This window comes from Cupriavidus sp. FW305-26, from assembly GCF_058787975.1.
This window is the reverse complement of the sequence record NZ_JBYTAH010000037.1, coordinates 54,986-71,196: the sequence shown is the minus strand read 5'-3', so window position 1 is coordinate 71,196 and position 16,211 is coordinate 54,986. Positions and strand designations below refer to the sequence as shown.

The following is a 16,211-nucleotide window of genomic DNA, read 5'->3' as shown; positions in this document are numbered from 1 at the left end:
CGCCGGGGCGGGGCTGCGAGGGAACTGCATGCTGCATGGTTGTCTCCGTACCGGGCCGGTCCGGCGCCTGTCCATTGGCTGGCGCTGGCTGGCCCATCTGATCCAGGAATCACCGGCGGCCCCGTACTGCTCTACTGGCGGGTGGCTGCCGGCCTTACGTTCCGTGCTGGCTTCCGGGTCGGGAGCGCGCCACTTCGCGGATGGCCCCCCTGTTGAGGCGGAATCCACGCAATCGCCTGTCCGGACCGGATTGTCCGCGGCAAATTGTCTGAACGTGGAAGCGAATATAGTGCATATCATTTTTGTATGCAATTTTTGAATTCACTGTGCTAACATGAATCGCACAGAATAGAGCTTCGGCCCGGGCGCCACGCCCGCGCCGGCAGGCCTTGCGGCAGACGCCGGCGGGTCTTGCCGGACCACCCGCCGCGGCGTTCACGCACTTCCAGCAGGAGACAACGCATGGCAGCAAATCCGTCGCCGTCCGCCGCAGAGACTGGCACGCGCATCATGGCCTGGGCCGACGCCCTGGCCGTCCACACCGAGCAGCCCGGCATGCTCACCCGTACCTACCTGACCGAGGCCCACCACGGCGCCGCCGCGCAGCTGACCGAATGGATGCAGCAGGCCGGCATGACGGTGCGGCGCGACGCCGCCGGCAACGTGATCGGCCGCTATGAGGGCACCTCGCCCGATGCGCCGGCGCTGCTGACGGGCTCGCACTTCGACACCGTGCGCGACGGCGGCCGCTATGACGGCAACCTCGGCGTGATCCTGCCGATCGCGTGCGTGGCCGAATGGAACCGCCAGGGCAAGCGCTTCCCGTTTGCGATCGAGGTGGTCGGCTTTGCCGAGGAAGAGGGCGTGCGCTTCAAGGCCACGCTGCTGGGCAGCCGCGCCATCGCCGGCACCTTCGACAACAACGTGCTGGACAACGTCGACGACAGCGGCAAGACCATGCGCCAGGTGATGCGCGAGGCCGGTTTCGACGCCACTGCCTTGCCCGCCGCCAGGCATGACAGCAGCAAGGTCGCGGCCTTCATCGAAGTCCACATCGAACAAGGTCCGGTGCTGCTCAATGAAAACCTGCCGGTGGGCGTGGTGACGGCAATCTCCGGCGCCACCCGCTTTATCGTCGAGCTCGAAGGCCTGGCCGGCCACGCCGGCACGGTGCCGATGGACATGCGCCGCGACGCCGCCATGGCCGGGGCCGAGATCGGCCTGTATATCGAGAAGCGCTGCGGCGGCAAGCCGGGCCTGGTCGGCACGGTCGGCCAGTTCAACGTGCCCAACGGCGCCGCCAACGTGGTGCCGGGCCGCGCCGTGTTCTCCGTCGACATCCGCGCCGGCGCTGACGCCGAGCGCGAGGCCGCCGTCAACGACGTGCTGGCCGAGATCGAGCGCGTGTGCGCGCGCCGCAACGTGCGCACGCAGGTGCGCAAGACCCATGAGGCCAAGAGTGTTCCCTGCGCCCCGTGGCTGCAAGAGCAATGGGCCGCCGCGATTGCCCGCCAGGGCGTGCCGGTGCGCCACCTGCCGTCGGGCGCCGGCCACGACGCCATGGCCATTGCCGCCATCGCCGACGTCGCCATGCTGTTCGTGCGCTGCGGCAACGGCGGCATCAGCCACCATCCCACCGAAACCATGACCGCCGAGGACGCCGCCCTGTCCGCGCGCGTGTTCAGCGATTTCGTCGAGCACTTCCGCCTGCCGCAGTAAGCCAGCGCAGATTCCCCGGAACCCACCCGAACCCCTCCGTAGTTGAGAGAACAAGTCATGACCGCACGAGACAATATGAACCCCACTGAAACCACGCTGACGCAGTTCATCGACCAGCACCGTCCGGAACAGGAAGCCTTCCTGGCCGAACTGGTCAAGGTGCCCTCGGACAACCCCGCAGGCGACTGCGACGCCCATGGCAAGCGCGCCAAGGAACTGCTGGAGGGCCTGGGCTTCACGGTGGAGGCGCACAAGGTGCCGGACGAGCTGGTGAAGGCAGCCGGCATGATCAGCGCCACCAACCTGATCGTGCGCAAGCAGTTCGGCACGGGCGGCCCGACCATCGCCATGAACGCCCACGGCGACGTGGTGCCCCCGGGCCTGGGCTGGACCAAGGACCCGTACGGCGGTGAAGTGGCCGACAGCGAGCACGGCCCGGTCATGTACGGCCGCGGCGTGGCGGTATCCAAATCTGACTTCGCCACCTACACCTACGCCGTGCTGGCGCTGATGGAAGCAGAGAAGCAGGGCGCCAGGATCAACGGCGCGGTCGAGCTGCAGTTCACCTATGACGAGGAAACCGGCGGCGACATCGGTCCCAAGTTCCTGCTCGACAACAACCTGAGCAAGGCCGACTACGCCATCTCGGCCGGCTTCTCGTACGGCATCACCTCGTCGCACAACGGCTGCCTGCACGTCGAAGTGACGGTCAAGGGCAAGCAGGGCCACGCCGCCATGCCGCATACGGGCGTGGATGCGATCGAAGCCGCCACCCACATCCTGCAAGCCATCTACGGCCTGCGCGCCGAGCTGGCCACGCGCAAGTCGAAGGTGCCGGGCATCGACACCGCCACGCTGAACGTCGGCCTGATCAAGGGCGGCATCAATACCAACGTGGTGCCTGACCTGGTGACCTTCCGCGTCGACCGCCGCATGATCCCCGAGGAAATCGGCTTCGACGCCGAAGGCGAGATCCGCGCCGTGGTGGAAAAGGCCGCCAAGGACCGTCCGGGCATCGAAGTGAAGGTCGAGCGCATCATCCTGGCCGAGCCGCTGTCGGAACTGCCGGGCGTGGAAAAGCTGATCGGCGCGCTGAAGAGCCGTGCCGAGTCCGTATTCGGCGTGGAGATCCCGGTGCAAGGCGTGCCGCTCTACACCGACGCGCGCCACTACACCAAGCGCGGCATCCCGACCGTGCTGTACGGCGCCGGCCCGCGCACGCTGATGGAAGCCCGCGGCCATAACTCGGACGAGAACCTGCGCCTGAACGACCTGAACCGCGCGACCAAGGTGGTGGCGCTGGCGCTGTCGGACCTGATGAAGTAAGTCATTTCGATTGAGCCGGACCGCCAACAGGCGGTCGGCCAACGCAAAAGCGCCACGGAGACTCCGTGGCGCTTTGCTTTCTTGTTCTCAAGCTTTCCGCAATATCGCGGCACACCACGCGGCGGACTCTGCTTCCACCTGCTCATTCGGAATGCCGATGCCGGCACGCATCGAAGCCCTGCCTTCCTCAATCATCTGCTGGAAAAGGACCTCCTCGTCGCGTGCCTGCCGGCGCCGCGCCAGATACTCGCGCACCAGCGCTTCAGCAACCTGCGAGGTGGTAAGGCGCCCAGCCGCGGCCTCGGCTATGAATGCGTCACGCAATTGCGGGTTCAGCGTGAGAATGAACGGGGCTTCTTCCGACACCAGCATGTCCAATGTCCTTGTAATGACGAAGAATAGGCATTGTCGATACCAGGGCACCTGCGCGACTATGGGACACGTCTGAACTTGCCGCGGCCGATTCGTCCTACGCCGGCAGCGTCGTCGCCCCCACCCCCAGCACCCGCTGCATCAGCACCGTATCGATCCATTGCCCGTGCTTGAACCCCACCGCTTCCAGCCGGCCGACGGTGCGGAAGCCCAGGCGCTCATGCACGGCCAGCGAACCGGCGCCTTCGCCGCCGGCGGTGCAGGCGATCACGGCGACCATCTGGCGCCAGGGACCGGTCTCGCAGCGGGCGACCAGTTCGGCCAGCAGGGCCTGGCCCAGGCCCTCGCCGACGCGGCGGTGGTCGATATAGATCGAATCCTCGATGGCAAAGCGGTAGGCGCTGCGCGCGCGGTAGGACGATGCATAGGCATAGCCCAGCACCTCGCCGTCGCGCACGGCGACCAGGTAGGGCAGGCCCTTGCGGTGGACTTCGGCAAAACGCAGCTGCATCTCGTCCAGGCTCGGCGGCGTTTCCTCGAACGAGGCGCGGCCGTGCAGCACATGGTGCGCGTAGATGGCGTGGATGGCAGGAACGTCGGCGGGTGTGGCGTCGCGCAGGGTGAAGGGTTTGCGCGTGCCGGCGGACGGCGTCGTGGCGGAAACGGTAGTGGAAGTCATCGGGAATGGCGCCCTATGCAAGGACTTGGGGCAACGCAGGATGCGTGCCGGCCACTTGCACCAGCGTGATGCTGCGCGAGGGCCGGTGTCTTGTATATAGTGCGGATTGATTTGCACCGTATTAGTGCCAACGCCCCGGGGCGGGGCACGGCAACGACAAGAAAGGACCCTGCCATGATCACCATCTACCACAACCCCCGCTGCTCCAAGTCGCGCGAAACGCTCGCCCTGGTCCAGGCCGCCAGCGAGCGGCTGGGCGAACCGGTGGAAATCGTGGAATACCTGAAAGAGCCGCCGTCGCTGGCCACGCTGCGCCAGTTGCACACCATGCTGGGCGTGCCGGTGCGCGAGATGCTGCGCGACAACGAAGCGCCGTACGCCGATCTGGGCCTGGCCGATCCTGGCCTGACCGAGGCCGAGCTGCTGGCCGCCGTGGCCGACAACCCGATCCTGCTGCAGCGTCCGGTGGTGGTGCGCAACCGCCGCGCCGCGATCGGCCGGCCGCCCGAGAACGTGGCGCCGCTGCTGGCCTGAGCCAGCCCATGCACGGCACCAAATAAAACCGGCCCCCACGTGGTGGGGGCCGGCCGGTGCTTGAGGCAAACAGCTTCAGGCGGGTCGTCTAATGAACACCCAGCCAGTGCATGGCCTCCTGACCGAAAGCGATGGCCGCCAGTACGACCAGTAGCACCACCAGCGTCACCGTGCTGACGTATAGCGTGGCCTTGGCGACTTCGGCGTCCTCATCCGAGGTGTGGCGATGGGTGATAGGCGTGGCGCCCCGCGTGGCATGCGGCCAATGGATCCGGCCGGCCAGGTCTCTCAAGTGCAGGTCGGTATGAAAACGCATGATCGACACCTCCTCGGCAGGCGCCGCGCGATCCGGGCAACATGGCTCAAACGGCATATGGCGTGGCTGCGCAAGTGCGCCGGATAGTCTGTGGCTCGTTTCGCCCGGTACGCCATATCCGCTTCTACTATAGGCGCGCTGGCGTGGGATGCGGACGCAAAGCCTGCAAGGGGCATGCCGCCTTGGCTGCCGCGGCGCAGCAACCGTTCAGGGCTGCCCGGACGAAGGTGAGGGCTCGCTAGCGTCCGCTGCGGCATCGGACGCCAGGCTGGCCAGTGCGGCCTCGCGCTCACGCAGCGTAGCGAGCATGTTGCAGAACAGCGCACCCTGTTCGAGCGCATCGTCCAGCGCCACATGGGTGTGCGGCAGCGGATCCATCCAGGCGGCCGGGAAGGCCGCCTTGACGGTCTTGCGGTAGGGGCGCCCGGTCAGCGCAAAGCCCAGCGTCTTGATGTCGAGGGCGGCCCAGCCAAAGGGCGAGCGCCCGGCGAACCGCATCATGTACCAGAACATCCAGGTGAAATCGAAGCCGGCCGGAAAGGCCACGAAGACCGGTTTGCCGGGCAGGCTCTCGACCCATTCGACATAGCGGACCATGGCGTCCTCGGGGCGCTGCAGGTCGCGCCGGCAGGCGCTCCAGGCTTCGGGCTGGGTTTGCCACCACTGCATCTGCACCGGGTGGCCGGCGGCGCCGGGCAGGGTCTCGAGGTTGGCGGAGAACGTGCCCACCACGGTCTTGTCCGCCAGCATTGCCGCGGACGCGAACGACAGCATCGAATGCGGGCCCGGGATCGGGCCGTCGGCTTCCACGTCGGTGCTGACGTAGATCTCCGGGCGGGTGTCGGGCACCTGTCGCTTGGCCACGGCCTCAGCCCACGTCGGTCAGGTGATCGGCCACGAACGGGTTGTTGCGGCGTTCCTCGCCGAAGGTGGAGACCGGGCCGTGCCCGGGAATGAAAGTCACGTCCTCGCCCAGCGGCCACAGCCGCGTGCGGATCGAGCGGATCAGATCGGCATGGTTGCCGCGCGGGAAGTCGGTGCGGCCGATCGAGCCGGCGAACAGCACGTCGCCCACCACCGCCAGCCGGTTGGCGCGCGAGAAGAACACCACGTGGCCGGGCGTGTGGCCGGGGCAGTGGTAGACCTCCAGCGTCTCGTTGCCGAACTGCACGGTGTCGCCGTTCTCCAGCCAGCGGTCTGGCTCGAAGCTCTCGGCGTGGCCGAAGCCGAAGCGGCGCGTCTGCTCGGGCAGCTGCTCGAGCCAGAAGCGCTCGTCCTGCTGCGGGCCTTCGATGGGGATATCCAGCTCGCGCGCGAGCGCTGCGGCGCCGGCGCAGTGATCGACATGGCCATGCGTCAGGAAGATCTTTTCCAGCGTGACGCCTTGCTCCCTGACCGCCTCACGGATGCGATCCAGGTCGCCGCCGGGATCGCAGACCGCGGCGCGGCCGGTGCTTTCATCGATCAGCAGCGAACAGTTTTGCTGGAAGGGCGTGACGGGAATGAGCAGGGCTTTCATGGACGATTTCTTGTGCGCCGGGCGCCTTCTGGCCGGGCGCCACGGAGTGGCCCGCACGGACGGCGGGCGGTGCCCAGCATTGTAGCGCCGGGCGGCGATTCACCGCCCCCGATGCAAGTCGTGTGCTTTATGCATTACCCGCGCGAAAGCCCCGTCTCGGGCGGGAATCCCTTGCCACAAGCGGGATTCCGGGCAGATAGGTCATGATCGTGCGAAATCGCACAGATTTCGTAACAAAATGAAAGAGATAGTCGTAAAGAGTCAATGTTAGACTGCCGCCCATGTTACGGATCTCCGCTCTCGTTAAGCGCTGGCAACGGCTGGCCAAGCTCGGCGCATGCACCGCATGCGCCGTGGTGCTGGCCGCCTGTGCCACGCCCCCTGAAGGCGACAACGCAAGCAACGACAACGCTGGCGCCGTGCCCACGCGCGCGGCAAAGAACGGCAAGGCCGGCAAGACCGATCGCACCGACGCAGACAACAAGTCCGCGCGCGCCTCGGGCGGCGGCAGCTGGAACCTGTTCGGCTATGACGCGGACGATGGCCGCAGCGGCAGCTCGCTGGACGGCCTGCGCGCCGACATCGGCACGTTCGAGCAGCGCGGCGTTTCGTCCTGGTACGGCAAGGGCTTCCATGGCCGCAAGACCGCCAACGGCGAACGCTTCGACATGCGCGCCATGACCGCCGCCCATCCGACGCTGCCGCTCGACAGCTGGGTGCTGGTGCGCAACCTGCGCAACAACAAGGTTGCAGTGCTGCGCATCAATGACCGCGGGCCATACCACGGCAACCGCGTGCTGGACGTGTCCTACGGCGCCGCGCGCCGCCTGGGCTTCGTCGAACGCGGCGCCACCAACGTCGAAATCCGCCGCCTGACGCGCACCGAAGTGGCCGCGCTGGGTCCGCAGATCGATGCCGGCGGCACCGAGGCCGGCGACGGCAGCGGCGACGACGACGTATCCGTGCCGGAACTGGCCAACTCGCTGGCGCCCGCCAAGGCGCGCAAGTCGACCAAGGCCGGCGGCAAGACCGTCAAGCGCACACGGCGCTGACCAGGGCAGCGCCGCCGCATGCCGCCGCGCGCTGACACCTCTGCTTTACCTTCCTCCTCCCGATCCCGGGATCACGCGCGCACCGCGTCAGTCCTCTGCCTGCCCCGCGCGCTGCGCCAGCGCCAGCTGGTAGAGCGCATCGGTGCCGGCGCCGGTGATGGCGGCCGCCAGCTTGGCGGCGCGCTTGGCCGGCAGTTCCGCCAGCAGCAGCGCCAGCACGCGCTGGGCCTCGGCATCCGGCAAGCCATCCGCGGCAGTTGCGGCGCCAGCGCCTTCCACCACCAGCACGAATTCCCCCTTGGCCCGGTTCGGGTCGGCGGCCAGCCAGGCCGGCGCCTGCGCCACGGGCAGCACAGCGATGTCCTCGAACAGCTTGGTCAGTTCACGCCCGACCAGCAGCCGGCGCTCGCCTGGCAGGCCCGCGGCCAGCGCGGCCAGCGTGTCGGCAATGCGGTGCGGCGCCTCGTAGCAGACCCAGGCGTGGTCCAGCGCCGCCAGCCGGGTGATGGCCTCGGTGCGCGCCTTGGGCTTGCTGGGCAGGAAGCCGACAAAGGTGAAGCGGCCTTCGCCGGCATCGAGCATGTCGCCCGCCACCGACAGCGCGGCCACCGCGGCACTGGGGCCGGGCAGTGGCACCACCGGATGGCCGGCGGCGCGCACCGCCTCGACCAGGCGCGCACCCGGGTCGGAGATGCCCGGCGTGCCGGCGTCGGAGACGTAGGCGATGCGCTCGCCGGCCGCCAGGCGCGCCGCGATGCGGCCCGCGGCCTCGCGCTCGTTGTGCTCGTGCACGGCCACCAGCGGCCGCTGCAGGCCCACGCGCGACAGCAGCTGGCCGGTATTGCGGGTGTCTTCGCAGGCCACGGCGTCGGCCAGGCCGAGCACATGCAGCGCGCGCAGCGACAGGTCGGCGACGTTGCCGATGGGCGTGGCCACGACATAAAGGGTGCCGGCCGGGTAGGACTGGCTGGCCGCCAGGGAGATCCAGTCACTCATGCTTGAGAACTTCCGTTGATGCCATCATTCAAATCCACCACGCAGTTGCAAAACACACAGCTACGCGGTGCGCAGGCGGAGGACCGGGCCCTGGCACACCTGCGGCGCCAGGGCCTGGAGCCCGTGGTGCGCAATTATCGCTGCAAAGGCGGCGAGATCGATCTGGTCATGCGCGCGCCGGACGGCACGCTGGTGTTCGTTGAGGTGCGCCAGCGCAGCGGCCGGGGCTTCGGCGGCGCGGCCGCCAGCGTCACGCCGGCCAAGCAGCGGCGCGTGCTGCTGGCAGCAGCGCACTACCTGGCCACGCTGGCGCAGGTGCCGCCGTGCCGCTTCGACGTGGTGGCCCTGGAACCCGGCCGGCTGGACTGGCTGCAGCATGCCTTTGACCAGGATGCCGCCGGGGCTGGTTCATAATGCGCGGCAGACCCTAAGGTACGATCCGCGGATCGCAATGGCAACAACAAGGCCCCAGAGCCATGAGTATCGACAGTATCCAGCAACAGTTTCTAGACAGCGCCGAGACCAAGCGACAGGCCGCGGCGGTGATGGCCCCCTATATCGACGCCGCCGTGGAACGCATGGTCGGCGCGCTGACCAGCGGCAACAAGATCCTGGCCTGCGGCAACGGCGGCTCCGCAGCCGATGCGCAGCACTTTGCCGCCGAACTGGTCGGGCGCTTCGAGCGCGAGCGCCCCGGCCTGGCCGCGATCGCGCTGACCACCGACAGCTCGATCCTGACCGCGATCGGCAACGACTATGACTTCAGCAAGGTGTTTTCCAAGCAGGTCGAGGCGCTGGGCCAGCCCGGCGACATCCTGCTGGCGCTTTCCACCTCGGGCAATTCTGCCAACGTGATCGCCGCCATCGAAGCCGCGCGCCAGCGCGAGATGGCCGTGGTTGCGCTGACCGGCAAGGGTGGCGGCACCATCGCCGGCCTGCTCGATGAATTCGATATCCACCTGTGCGTGCCGAGCGAGCGCACCGCGCGCATCCAGGAAGTGCACCTGCTGACCCTGCATTGCCTGTGCGACGGCATCGACGAGGCACTGCTCGGGGAAGCCTGATGCTGCCTTCCTCCCATTCCCAACATCCAGCCACAGCAAGGACCGCATGACGAACCTGCCCACTACGCAAGCCCCCCGGAACGGCGCCGGCGCGCGCCATCCTTCCCGCACCGCCGGCCTTGGCCGCGCCAGCCTGGCCGCGGCGGCCGTGCTGGTCTGCGCCACCCAGCTCGCCGGCTGCTTCCCCGTGATCGCCGGCGCCATGGGGACCGGCGTGGCCATGGCCACCGACCGCCGCCCGGCCGCCACCCAGACCGTGGACCGCGGCCTGCAGCTCGAGGCCGAGAACACCATCAACTCGCGCTACAGCGGCCAGGCCCGCGTCAACGTGACCGTGTTCAACCGCAAGGTGCTGCTGACCGGCGAAGCCAGCAACGACACCGTCAAGCAGCAGGTCGAGCAGTATGTGCGTGGCCTGCAGAATGCGCGCGTGGTGATCAATGAGCTCGAGGTCGTCAACTCGCCGGGCTTCATGACCCAGAGCCAGGACGCCTACCTGACCAGCAAGGTCAAGACCCTGCTGATGACCGCCGACGGCGTGCCGTCCAACTCGATCAAGGTCACCACCGAGAAGAGCGTGGTCTACCTGCTGGGCGTGGTCACCGCCGCCGAGGGCGACCGCGCCACCGACGTGGCGCGCAATGCCTCGGGCGTGACCAAGGTGGTCAAGGCCTTCGACTACGTCAACGACACCGAGCGCGCGCGCCTGGACTCGGCTTCCACCTCGCAGAACCCGTCGTTTGACGGCAATGTCGGCACGCCGGCGCCGGTGCAGTCGGTGCCGGGCGTGGGCGGTCCGATCGATGCGCCGGCCGGGGCCGCCACGGGCACCACCGCGACCACCAGCCCGGTCGCCGCACCGGTGACTTCGCCGGTGACGCTGCCGCCGGGCCGCAACCTGCCCTGAGCACGCGCCCGGCCCAGCTTCCCGGGCCGGTTCCGACGGCGTCCGCTCATGCGGACGCCGTTTGTCCTTCTGCGGTTTTCACCGCACACGGTCCCTGCCCGATGTGCTACGGTAGCCACGCCGGCCGCCCCCAAGCGGAACCCAGCGCCGGCCCTACACGGAGCGAGACCATGACAATCTTCCCCCGGCCCGCTGTGTTGCTGCGGCTGGCGCTGCTGGCCGCGGCGCTGTGCGGCGCCCAGCCGGCGCTGTCGGCAGACAGCGCCGCCCCTGCCACCGATGCCGCGCTGCGTGCGCGCAGCCAGGCCGCCGCCTGCACCAGCTGCCACGGCCCCGCCGGGCGCGCGCCGGCGGGCAGCACGATCCCGCCGCTGGCCGGCCGCCCGCAGGCGGAACTGGCCGCGCAGATGCAGGCCTTCAAGGCCGGCACGCGGCCGGCCACGGTGATGCACCAGATTGCCAAGGGTTACAGCGACGACCAGATCGCGGCCATCACGGCGTGGTTCGCCGCGGTGCGCTGACAGCGGGGGACTACCATGCAAAGACGAAGCTTCCTGGGCGCCGCGGGCGCCGCAGTACTGGGTTCGGTCGGGGTCGGGTCGGCACGCGCCGCGGCGCCGGCCAGGGTGGTGGTGGTGGGTGGTGGCTACGGCGGCGCCACCGCCGCGCGCTACCTGCGCGAGTGGAGCGGCCAGGCGATCGAGGTCACGCTGGTCGAACCCAATCCGGCCTTTATCTCCTGCCCGCTGTCGAACCTGGTGCTCGGCGGCAGCCGGCAGCTGGCGGACCTGACCTTGCCGTACGACGCGCTGGTGCGCCGCCACGGCGTGCGGCTGGTGCGCGATACCGCCGTGGCCATCGACCCGGCCAAACGGACCGTGCGCCTCGCGGGCGGCGCCACGCTGCCCTACGACCGCCTGCTGCTGTCGCCCGGCGTCGAAATGATGAGCGATGCGCTGCCCGGGCTGAAGCAGCCCGGCGGCGACCAGGTCCTGCACGCCTGGAAGGCGGGCCCGCAGACCGTTGCGCTGCGCCGCCAGCTGGAGGCCATGCCGGACGGCGGCACCTATGCCATCAGCGTCCCGCTGGCGCCCTACCGCTGCCCGCCGGGACCCTACGAGCGCGCCTGCCAGGTGGCGTACTACTTCAGGCAGCACAAGCCGCGCAGCAAGGTGCTGATCCTGGACGCCAACCCCGACATCACCTCCAAGGCCGGGCTGTTCCGCAAGGTGTGGGCGTCGCAGTACCCGGGCATGGTGGAATACCGGCCGCAGTTCAACGCGGTGGATGTGGACCCCGCCACGCGCACGCTCAAGTTCGAGGTGCAGGACGACGAGCGTGCCGACGTGCTCAACATGCTGCCACCCCAGCGCGCCGGTGCGATCGCGGTGTCGGCGGGGCTGGCCACGGCCAATGGCAAGTGGTGCGAGGTGGACTTCGTCACCTTCGAGTCGCGCGCCGCGGCCAATATCCACGTGATCGGCGATGCCATCCAGATCGCGCCGCTGATGCCCAAGTCGGGCCATATGGCCAACCAGCATGGCAAGGTCGCGGCCGCGGCCATGGTCGCGCTGCTGTCGGGCCGGGCACCCGACCCGCAGCCGCTCTACAACAACACCTGCTACAGCTTCACCTCCGACCGCGAGGCGGTGCACGTGGCCAGCGTGCATCGCTATGACGCGGCGCAGAAGACCATGGTCACGGTGCCGGGATCGGGCGGGCTGTCGGAGGCGCCGAACCAGCTCGAAGGCGACTACGCACTGGCATGGGCCAAGGGCATTTGGGCGGAGATGCTGGGGTAGGTGCAGGGCGGGCCATGCCCCGAAGGCCGGGGGCTGCTACCCTACGGGTTTTGTCCGGCACTGTGCCGGGCCGCGCCCCCAGCCCCCTCATGCAAGCCAGAGACCGTCTACTCGCCCTCGCCATCGTCTGCGTCTGGGGCGTCAACTTCGTCGTCATCAAGGTTGGCCTGGCGGACATGCCGCCGATGCTGCTGGGTGCGCTGCGCTTCCTGCTGGTGGCGTTCCCGGCGATCTTCTTCGTGCCGCGCCCGCGCGTGCCGTGGCGGCTGCTGCTGGCCTACGGCGTCACCATCAGCCTGGGCCAGTTCGCCTTCCTGTTCTACGCCATGGCGGTCGGCATGCCGGCCGGCCTGGCCTCGCTGGTGCTGCAGTCGCAGGCCTTCTTCACGCTGGCCATTGCGGCGCTGTGGCTGGGCGAGCCGGTGCGCTGGCACAACATCGCGGGCATGGCGGTGGCGGCGGGCGGGCTGGCCCTGATCGGGGCCGGTGCCGGCAGCGCCGGCGGCATGAGCGTGGCGGGCTTCGTGCTGACGCTGTGCGCGGCGTTCTGCTGGGCCAGCGGCAATATCGTCAGCAAGAAGATCGGCCCGGTCGACCTGCTGGGGCTGGTGATCTGGGGCGCGCTGATCCCGATCGTGCCGTTCGCCTTGCTGTCGCTGTGGGTCGAGGGCCCGGCGCGCATCGTGCAGAGCGTCACCCATGTGTCGGGCATGGCCGTGTTCGCCGTGGCCTACCTGGCCTTTGCGGCGACAGTGTTCGGCTACACCATGTGGGGCCGGCTGCTGACGCGCTACCCGGCCAGCCAGGTGGCGCCGCTGACGCTGCTGGTGCCGGTGGTGGGGCTGGTGTCGGCGCATGTGCTGCTGGGCGAGGACCTGTCCGGCGCGCAGTGGGCGGGCGCGGCAGTGGTAATGGCCGGGCTGCTGCTCAATGTGTTCGGCCAGCGCCTGTGGGCGGGCAGGGCGCTGGCGCGCCGCTGATCCTCCCGCCGCACTTATGCTGTGCTGCATCAGTGGGTAAACACTATATGCGCATTCACGCATATACGAATATATTGGATGCCATGGAAGAGCTGGATCGCGTATTCGAAAAGGTATCGGGCTACTTCAGCCTATTGGCGGAGCCGACGCGGCTGAAGATCCTGCACGCCTTGTGCGATGGCGAGAAGCCGGTCAGCACGGTGGTCGAGACGGTGGGTTCGTCGCAGACCAATGTGTCGCGGCATCTCAACGCGATGTACCGCTCGGGCGTGCTGTCGCGCCGCAAGGAGGCGAACCTGGTGTTCTACGCCATTGCGGACGAAAGCGTGATCGAGCTGTGCCGCACGGTCTGCGTGCAGGTGGCGAGCCGGCTGGAGGACAGCGCCTTGCCCTCCGGCGTGGTCGACCGCTTCATGGCACAGCCGGCACCCGAAGCCCCGGCGCGCAGGCGGCGCACCGCAGGCTAGCTCAGCTCTTCCGGTAAACGGATCGCTGCCGCACCCGCTGCAGCGGCCCGATAACAGGCACGCCGACCGGTCCAAGGGCCGTGGCGAGCGCGCCGGAGGAGACCGATTTGCAGGAACGGAACCGGCCCGGGCGCATCGTGCCCGCGCCCGAGCACTTCGTCAGCGCATCGCTGCAGCAGGACATCGGCCGGCACGGCCTGGACGCGCCGCGGCGCGACTTCCTGCGCAAGAGCTTCCTGGGCACGGCCGCGGGGATTGCCGCCGCCACGGCGGGCCGCCAGGCACTGGCAGCCGACGGCGATCCCGCCATCCTGCAGCCGCAGCCGTGGGCCACCTCGCTCGGCCAGCCGGTGGCTGCACGCCCGTACGGGCAGCCCTCCGTGCATGAGAAAAACCTGGTGCGGCGCGAGTCGCCGGGCCTGACGCGCGTCTCCGCCGCTTCGGTGGCCTTCGCGCCGCTGCAGGGCTTCTTCGGCATCATCACCCCCAACGGCCTGCATTTCGAGCGCCACCATCAGGGCTGGCACGATATCGACCCGGCCCGCCACCGCCTGATGCTCAACGGCCTGGTGCGCACGCCGCGCGTCTACACCATGGACGACCTGATGCGCCTGCCGGCGGTGTCGCGCATGCATTTCATCGAATGCGGCGCCAATACCGGCATGGAATGGGGCAACGTGGCCGTGCCCACGGTGCAGTACACCCACGGCATGCTGTCGTGCTGCGAGTTCACCGGCGTGCCGCTGCGGGTGCTGCTGGACGATGCCGGCGCCGACCTGCGCCGCGGCCGCTACCTGCTGGCCGAAGGCGGCGATGGCTCGTCGATGACGCGCACCATCCCGATGGAGCTGGCCGACGAGATCATCGTCGCCTGGGGCATGAACGGCGAGATGCTGCGCCCCGAGAACGGCTATCCGCTGCGGCTGGTGGTGCCGGGCGTGCAGGGGGTGTCGTGGGTCAAGTGGCTGCGCCGGCTGGAGCTGGGCGACCAGCCCTGGAATGCGAAGGACGAGACCATCCACTACGTGGACATGATGCCGGACGGCAAGCTGCGCCAGTACACCTCGATCCAGGAGTGCAAGTCGGTCATCACCACGCCTTCGGGCGGGCAGCAGATGGTGGGCAAGGGCTTCTACAACATCAGCGGGCTGGCGTGGTCGGGGCGCGGGCGCATCAGGCGTGTCGATGTCTCGACCGACGGCGGGCGCAACTGGCGCAGTGCGCGGCTGGAGGCGCCGGTGCTGTCCAAGTGCCTGACGCGCTTCAACCTGGACTGGGTCTGGGACGGCGGCCCCGCCATCCTGCAAAGCCGCGCCATCGACGACACCGGCTATGTGCAGCCGAAGCTGGGGCAGCTGCGCGCGGTGCGCGGCACGCGCTCGATCTACCACAACAACGCTATCCAGAGCTGGCAGGTGGCGGCAGGCGGCGAGGTGTCCAATGTCCATGTGGGCTGAACTCAGGACCGCCGCCGCCCTGGTGCTGGCAGCCGTCAGCGCCGCCCCGGCGTGGGCGGGCACGGCCGACGCGCGTGCGGCACTTGGCCGCACCGCCACGCCCGCCGAAGTCGCCGCGTGGGACATCGACGTGCGCCCGGACTTCCAGGGCCTGCCCAGGGGCAGCGGCACGGTGGCGCAGGGGCAGAAGGTCTGGGACGGCAAGTGCGCGTCGTGCCACGGCGACTTCGGCGAATCCAACGAGGTGTTCACGCCGCTGGTCGGCGGCACCACCGCCGAAGACATCAGGCGCGGCCGCGTGGCCGGCATGACCGGCAACCAGCCGTACCGCACCACGTTGATGAAGGTCAGCACCGTCAGCACGCTGTGGGACTACATCCACCGCGCCATGCCGTGGAACGCGCCCAAGAGCCTGAGCGTGGGCGACGTCTACGCGGTCACCGCCTATATGCTGCACCTGGGCGAGGTCGTCCCGGCCGACTTCACGCTGTCCGACGCCAATATCGCCGAGATCCAGCGGCGCATGCCCAACCGCGACGGCATGACCACCGGCCACGGCCTGTGGCCGGGGCGCGGCCGCCCGGACACGCGCAATACGGCCTGCATGAAGGATTGCGCCGGCAAGGTGGCGATTACCTCGTCGATACCGGACTATGCCCGCGATGCCCATGGCGAACTGGCGCAGCAGCAGCGGAGCTTCGGCCCGGTGCGCGGCGTGGCCGCGGGCAATACCGTATCTAAAAGTGCTGCATCAGCTCCTTCGGAGCCGGCCGCGCCGGGCGCGCGGCTCACCAGCCAGTACCAGTGCATGGCCTGCCATGCGATGGACCGCAAGCTGGTTGGGCCGTCCTTTGCCGACATCGCCGGCAAGTACAAGGGCCAGGACGCGCATGGCGCGCTGGCGCGCAAGGTCAAGGCAGGCGGGCAGGGCGCATGGGGCAGCGTGCCGATGCCGGCGCAGCCGCAGATCCCGGATTCCGACGTGCAGGCCATGGTGGGCTGGATTCTTGAGGCAAAATAG

Annotated in this window: 19 protein-coding genes; 13 read left to right on the top strand and 6 right to left on the bottom strand. The window is 68.9% G+C overall.

The window, feature by feature from the left end:
* Nucleotides 1-462: 462 nt before the first annotated feature.
* Nucleotides 463-1,719 carry an allantoate amidohydrolase gene (locus tag AC3WQZ_RS20150; RefSeq protein ID WP_492301133.1) on the top strand — a complete coding sequence of 419 codons (1,257 nt, stop codon included), beginning with the start codon at nt 463-465 and terminating at the stop codon, nt 1,717-1,719.
* A 57-nt stretch (nt 1,720-1,776) separates the two neighbouring features.
* Nucleotides 1,777-3,045, top strand: a complete 1,269-nt coding sequence (locus tag AC3WQZ_RS20145; protein WP_010812137.1) for a M20/M25/M40 family metallo-hydrolase — start codon at nt 1,777-1,779, stop codon at nt 3,043-3,045.
* A gap of 87 nt (nt 3,046-3,132) precedes the next feature.
* On the opposite strand, the gene AC3WQZ_RS20140 is transcribed toward AC3WQZ_RS20145, so the two are convergent.
* Together AC3WQZ_RS20140 and AC3WQZ_RS20135 are read right to left on the bottom strand one after the other, a co-directional pair.
* Nucleotides 3,133-3,417, bottom strand: a complete 285-nt coding sequence (locus AC3WQZ_RS20140) for a hypothetical protein (RefSeq protein ID WP_010812136.1) — start codon at nt 3,415-3,417, stop codon at nt 3,133-3,135.
* Between the two features lie 97 nt (nt 3,418-3,514).
* Nucleotides 3,515-4,096 carry a GNAT family N-acetyltransferase gene (locus tag AC3WQZ_RS20135; protein ID WP_010812135.1) on the bottom strand — a complete coding sequence of 194 codons (582 nt, stop codon included), beginning with the start codon at nt 4,094-4,096 and terminating at the stop codon, nt 3,515-3,517.
* 174 nt (nt 4,097-4,270) lie between these two features.
* Here AC3WQZ_RS20135 and arsC point away from each other — a divergent pair, with 174 nt between their 5' ends.
* Nucleotides 4,271-4,630: an arsenate reductase (glutaredoxin) gene (arsC, locus tag AC3WQZ_RS20130; RefSeq protein WP_010812134.1), complete on the top strand. Its 360-nt coding sequence runs from the start codon at nt 4,271-4,273 to the stop codon at nt 4,628-4,630.
* Nucleotides 4,631-4,718: 88 nt separating this feature from the next.
* On the opposite strand, the gene AC3WQZ_RS20125 is transcribed toward arsC, so the two are convergent.
* The 3 genes from AC3WQZ_RS20125 to AC3WQZ_RS20115 all read right to left on the bottom strand — a co-directional run bounded on the left by AC3WQZ_RS20125 (nt 4,719) and on the right by AC3WQZ_RS20115 (nt 6,465).
* On the bottom strand, nt 4,719-4,946 hold the full coding sequence (locus AC3WQZ_RS20125) for a hypothetical protein (RefSeq protein ID WP_010812133.1): 228 nt from the start codon (nt 4,944-4,946) through the stop codon (nt 4,719-4,721).
* Nucleotides 4,947-5,153: 207 nt separating this feature from the next.
* Entirely contained in the window at nt 5,154-5,810 is a 657-nt protein-coding gene (locus tag AC3WQZ_RS20120) for a hypothetical protein (protein ID WP_010812132.1), read from the bottom strand.
* Nucleotides 5,811-5,814: 4 nt separating this feature from the next.
* The gene (locus AC3WQZ_RS20115; RefSeq protein WP_492301131.1) at nt 5,815-6,465 is read right to left on the bottom strand and encodes an MBL fold metallo-hydrolase; all 651 of its coding nucleotides are present in this window, start codon (nt 6,463-6,465) and stop codon (nt 5,815-5,817) included.
* A 281-nt stretch (nt 6,466-6,746) separates the two neighbouring features.
* On the opposite strand from AC3WQZ_RS20115, the gene AC3WQZ_RS20110 reads away from it, so the two are divergent.
* Entirely contained in the window at nt 6,747-7,517 is a 771-nt protein-coding gene (locus tag AC3WQZ_RS20110) for a septal ring lytic transglycosylase RlpA family protein (RefSeq protein WP_011616201.1), read from the top strand.
* An 87-nt stretch (nt 7,518-7,604) separates the two neighbouring features.
* Here AC3WQZ_RS20110 and rsmI read toward each other — a convergent pair whose 3' ends face one another.
* A complete protein-coding gene (rsmI, locus tag AC3WQZ_RS20105) occupies nt 7,605-8,513 on the bottom strand; it encodes a 16S rRNA (cytidine(1402)-2'-O)-methyltransferase (protein ID WP_492301129.1) in 909 nt (302 codons plus the stop codon).
* 18 nt (nt 8,514-8,531) lie between these two features.
* On the opposite strand from rsmI, the gene AC3WQZ_RS20100 reads away from it, so the two are divergent.
* The 9 genes from AC3WQZ_RS20100 to AC3WQZ_RS20060 all read left to right on the top strand — a co-directional run bounded on the left by AC3WQZ_RS20100 (nt 8,532) and on the right by AC3WQZ_RS20060 (nt 16,211).
* Complete coding sequence (locus AC3WQZ_RS20100) at nt 8,532-8,927, top strand: YraN family protein (protein ID WP_010812128.1); 396 nt, start codon at nt 8,532-8,534, stop codon at nt 8,925-8,927.
* A gap of 62 nt (nt 8,928-8,989) precedes the next feature.
* A complete protein-coding gene (locus tag AC3WQZ_RS20095; RefSeq protein ID WP_010812127.1) occupies nt 8,990-9,577 on the top strand; it encodes a phosphoheptose isomerase in 588 nt (195 codons plus the stop codon).
* A 46-nt stretch (nt 9,578-9,623) separates the two neighbouring features.
* Entirely contained in the window at nt 9,624-10,484 is an 861-nt protein-coding gene (locus AC3WQZ_RS20090) for a BON domain-containing protein (protein ID WP_058698097.1), read from the top strand.
* A gap of 170 nt (nt 10,485-10,654) precedes the next feature.
* Complete coding sequence (locus AC3WQZ_RS20085) at nt 10,655-11,005, top strand: c-type cytochrome (protein WP_010812125.1); 351 nt, start codon at nt 10,655-10,657, stop codon at nt 11,003-11,005.
* A gap of 15 nt (nt 11,006-11,020) precedes the next feature.
* On the top strand, nt 11,021-12,286 hold the full coding sequence (locus AC3WQZ_RS20080) for an FCSD flavin-binding domain-containing protein (protein ID WP_492301128.1): 1,266 nt from the start codon (nt 11,021-11,023) through the stop codon (nt 12,284-12,286).
* Between the two features lie 89 nt (nt 12,287-12,375).
* On the top strand, nt 12,376-13,266 hold the full coding sequence (locus AC3WQZ_RS20075; RefSeq protein WP_010812123.1) for an O-acetylserine/cysteine exporter: 891 nt from the start codon (nt 12,376-12,378) through the stop codon (nt 13,264-13,266).
* Between the two features lie 47 nt (nt 13,267-13,313).
* Nucleotides 13,314-13,733, top strand: coding sequence for an ArsR/SmtB family transcription factor (locus AC3WQZ_RS20070; RefSeq protein WP_011616199.1), 420 nt, complete (start codon nt 13,314-13,316; stop codon nt 13,731-13,733).
* A gap of 107 nt (nt 13,734-13,840) precedes the next feature.
* The gene (gene soxC / locus AC3WQZ_RS20065; protein WP_492301127.1) at nt 13,841-15,190 is read left to right on the top strand and encodes a sulfite dehydrogenase; all 1,350 of its coding nucleotides are present in this window, start codon (nt 13,841-13,843) and stop codon (nt 15,188-15,190) included.
* Nucleotides 15,174-16,211 carry a c-type cytochrome gene (locus tag AC3WQZ_RS20060; RefSeq protein WP_011616197.1) on the top strand — a complete coding sequence of 346 codons (1,038 nt, stop codon included), beginning with the start codon at nt 15,174-15,176 and terminating at the stop codon, nt 16,209-16,211. Before soxC ends, AC3WQZ_RS20060 begins: the two co-directional genes overlap by 17 nt.

What these genes read in the sequence shown, in the direction of transcription:
- AC3WQZ_RS20150 (WP_492301133.1), top strand. Translation starts at nt 463, where the DNA reads ATGGCAGCAAATCCGTCGCCGTCCGCCGCAGAGACTGGCACGCGCATC.
- AC3WQZ_RS20145 (WP_010812137.1), top strand. Translation starts at nt 1,777, where the DNA reads ATGACCGCACGAGACAATATGAACCCCACTGAAACCACGCTGACGCAG.
- AC3WQZ_RS20140 (WP_010812136.1), bottom strand. Translation starts at nt 3,417, where the DNA reads ATGCTGGTGTCGGAAGAAGCCCCGTTCATTCTCACGCTGAACCCGCAA.
- AC3WQZ_RS20135 (WP_010812135.1), bottom strand. Translation starts at nt 4,096, where the DNA reads ATGACTTCCACTACCGTTTCCGCCACGACGCCGTCCGCCGGCACGCGC.
- arsC (WP_010812134.1), top strand. Translation starts at nt 4,271, where the DNA reads ATGATCACCATCTACCACAACCCCCGCTGCTCCAAGTCGCGCGAAACG.
- AC3WQZ_RS20125 (WP_010812133.1), bottom strand. Translation starts at nt 4,946, where the DNA reads ATGCGTTTTCATACCGACCTGCACTTGAGAGACCTGGCCGGCCGGATC.
- AC3WQZ_RS20115 (WP_492301131.1), bottom strand. Translation starts at nt 6,465, where the DNA reads ATGAAAGCCCTGCTCATTCCCGTCACGCCCTTCCAGCAAAACTGTTCG.
- AC3WQZ_RS20110 (WP_011616201.1), top strand. Translation starts at nt 6,747, where the DNA reads ATGTTACGGATCTCCGCTCTCGTTAAGCGCTGGCAACGGCTGGCCAAG.
- rsmI (WP_492301129.1), bottom strand. Translation starts at nt 8,513, where the DNA reads ATGAGTGACTGGATCTCCCTGGCGGCCAGCCAGTCCTACCCGGCCGGC.
- AC3WQZ_RS20100 (WP_010812128.1), top strand. Translation starts at nt 8,532, where the DNA reads ATGCCATCATTCAAATCCACCACGCAGTTGCAAAACACACAGCTACGC.
- AC3WQZ_RS20095 (WP_010812127.1), top strand. Translation starts at nt 8,990, where the DNA reads ATGAGTATCGACAGTATCCAGCAACAGTTTCTAGACAGCGCCGAGACC.
- AC3WQZ_RS20090 (WP_058698097.1), top strand. Translation starts at nt 9,624, where the DNA reads ATGACGAACCTGCCCACTACGCAAGCCCCCCGGAACGGCGCCGGCGCG.
- AC3WQZ_RS20085 (WP_010812125.1), top strand. Translation starts at nt 10,655, where the DNA reads ATGACAATCTTCCCCCGGCCCGCTGTGTTGCTGCGGCTGGCGCTGCTG.
- AC3WQZ_RS20080 (WP_492301128.1), top strand. Translation starts at nt 11,021, where the DNA reads ATGCAAAGACGAAGCTTCCTGGGCGCCGCGGGCGCCGCAGTACTGGGT.
- AC3WQZ_RS20075 (WP_010812123.1), top strand. Translation starts at nt 12,376, where the DNA reads ATGCAAGCCAGAGACCGTCTACTCGCCCTCGCCATCGTCTGCGTCTGG.
- AC3WQZ_RS20070 (WP_011616199.1), top strand. Translation starts at nt 13,314, where the DNA reads ATGCGCATTCACGCATATACGAATATATTGGATGCCATGGAAGAGCTG.
- AC3WQZ_RS20060 (WP_011616197.1), top strand. Translation starts at nt 15,174, where the DNA reads ATGTCCATGTGGGCTGAACTCAGGACCGCCGCCGCCCTGGTGCTGGCA.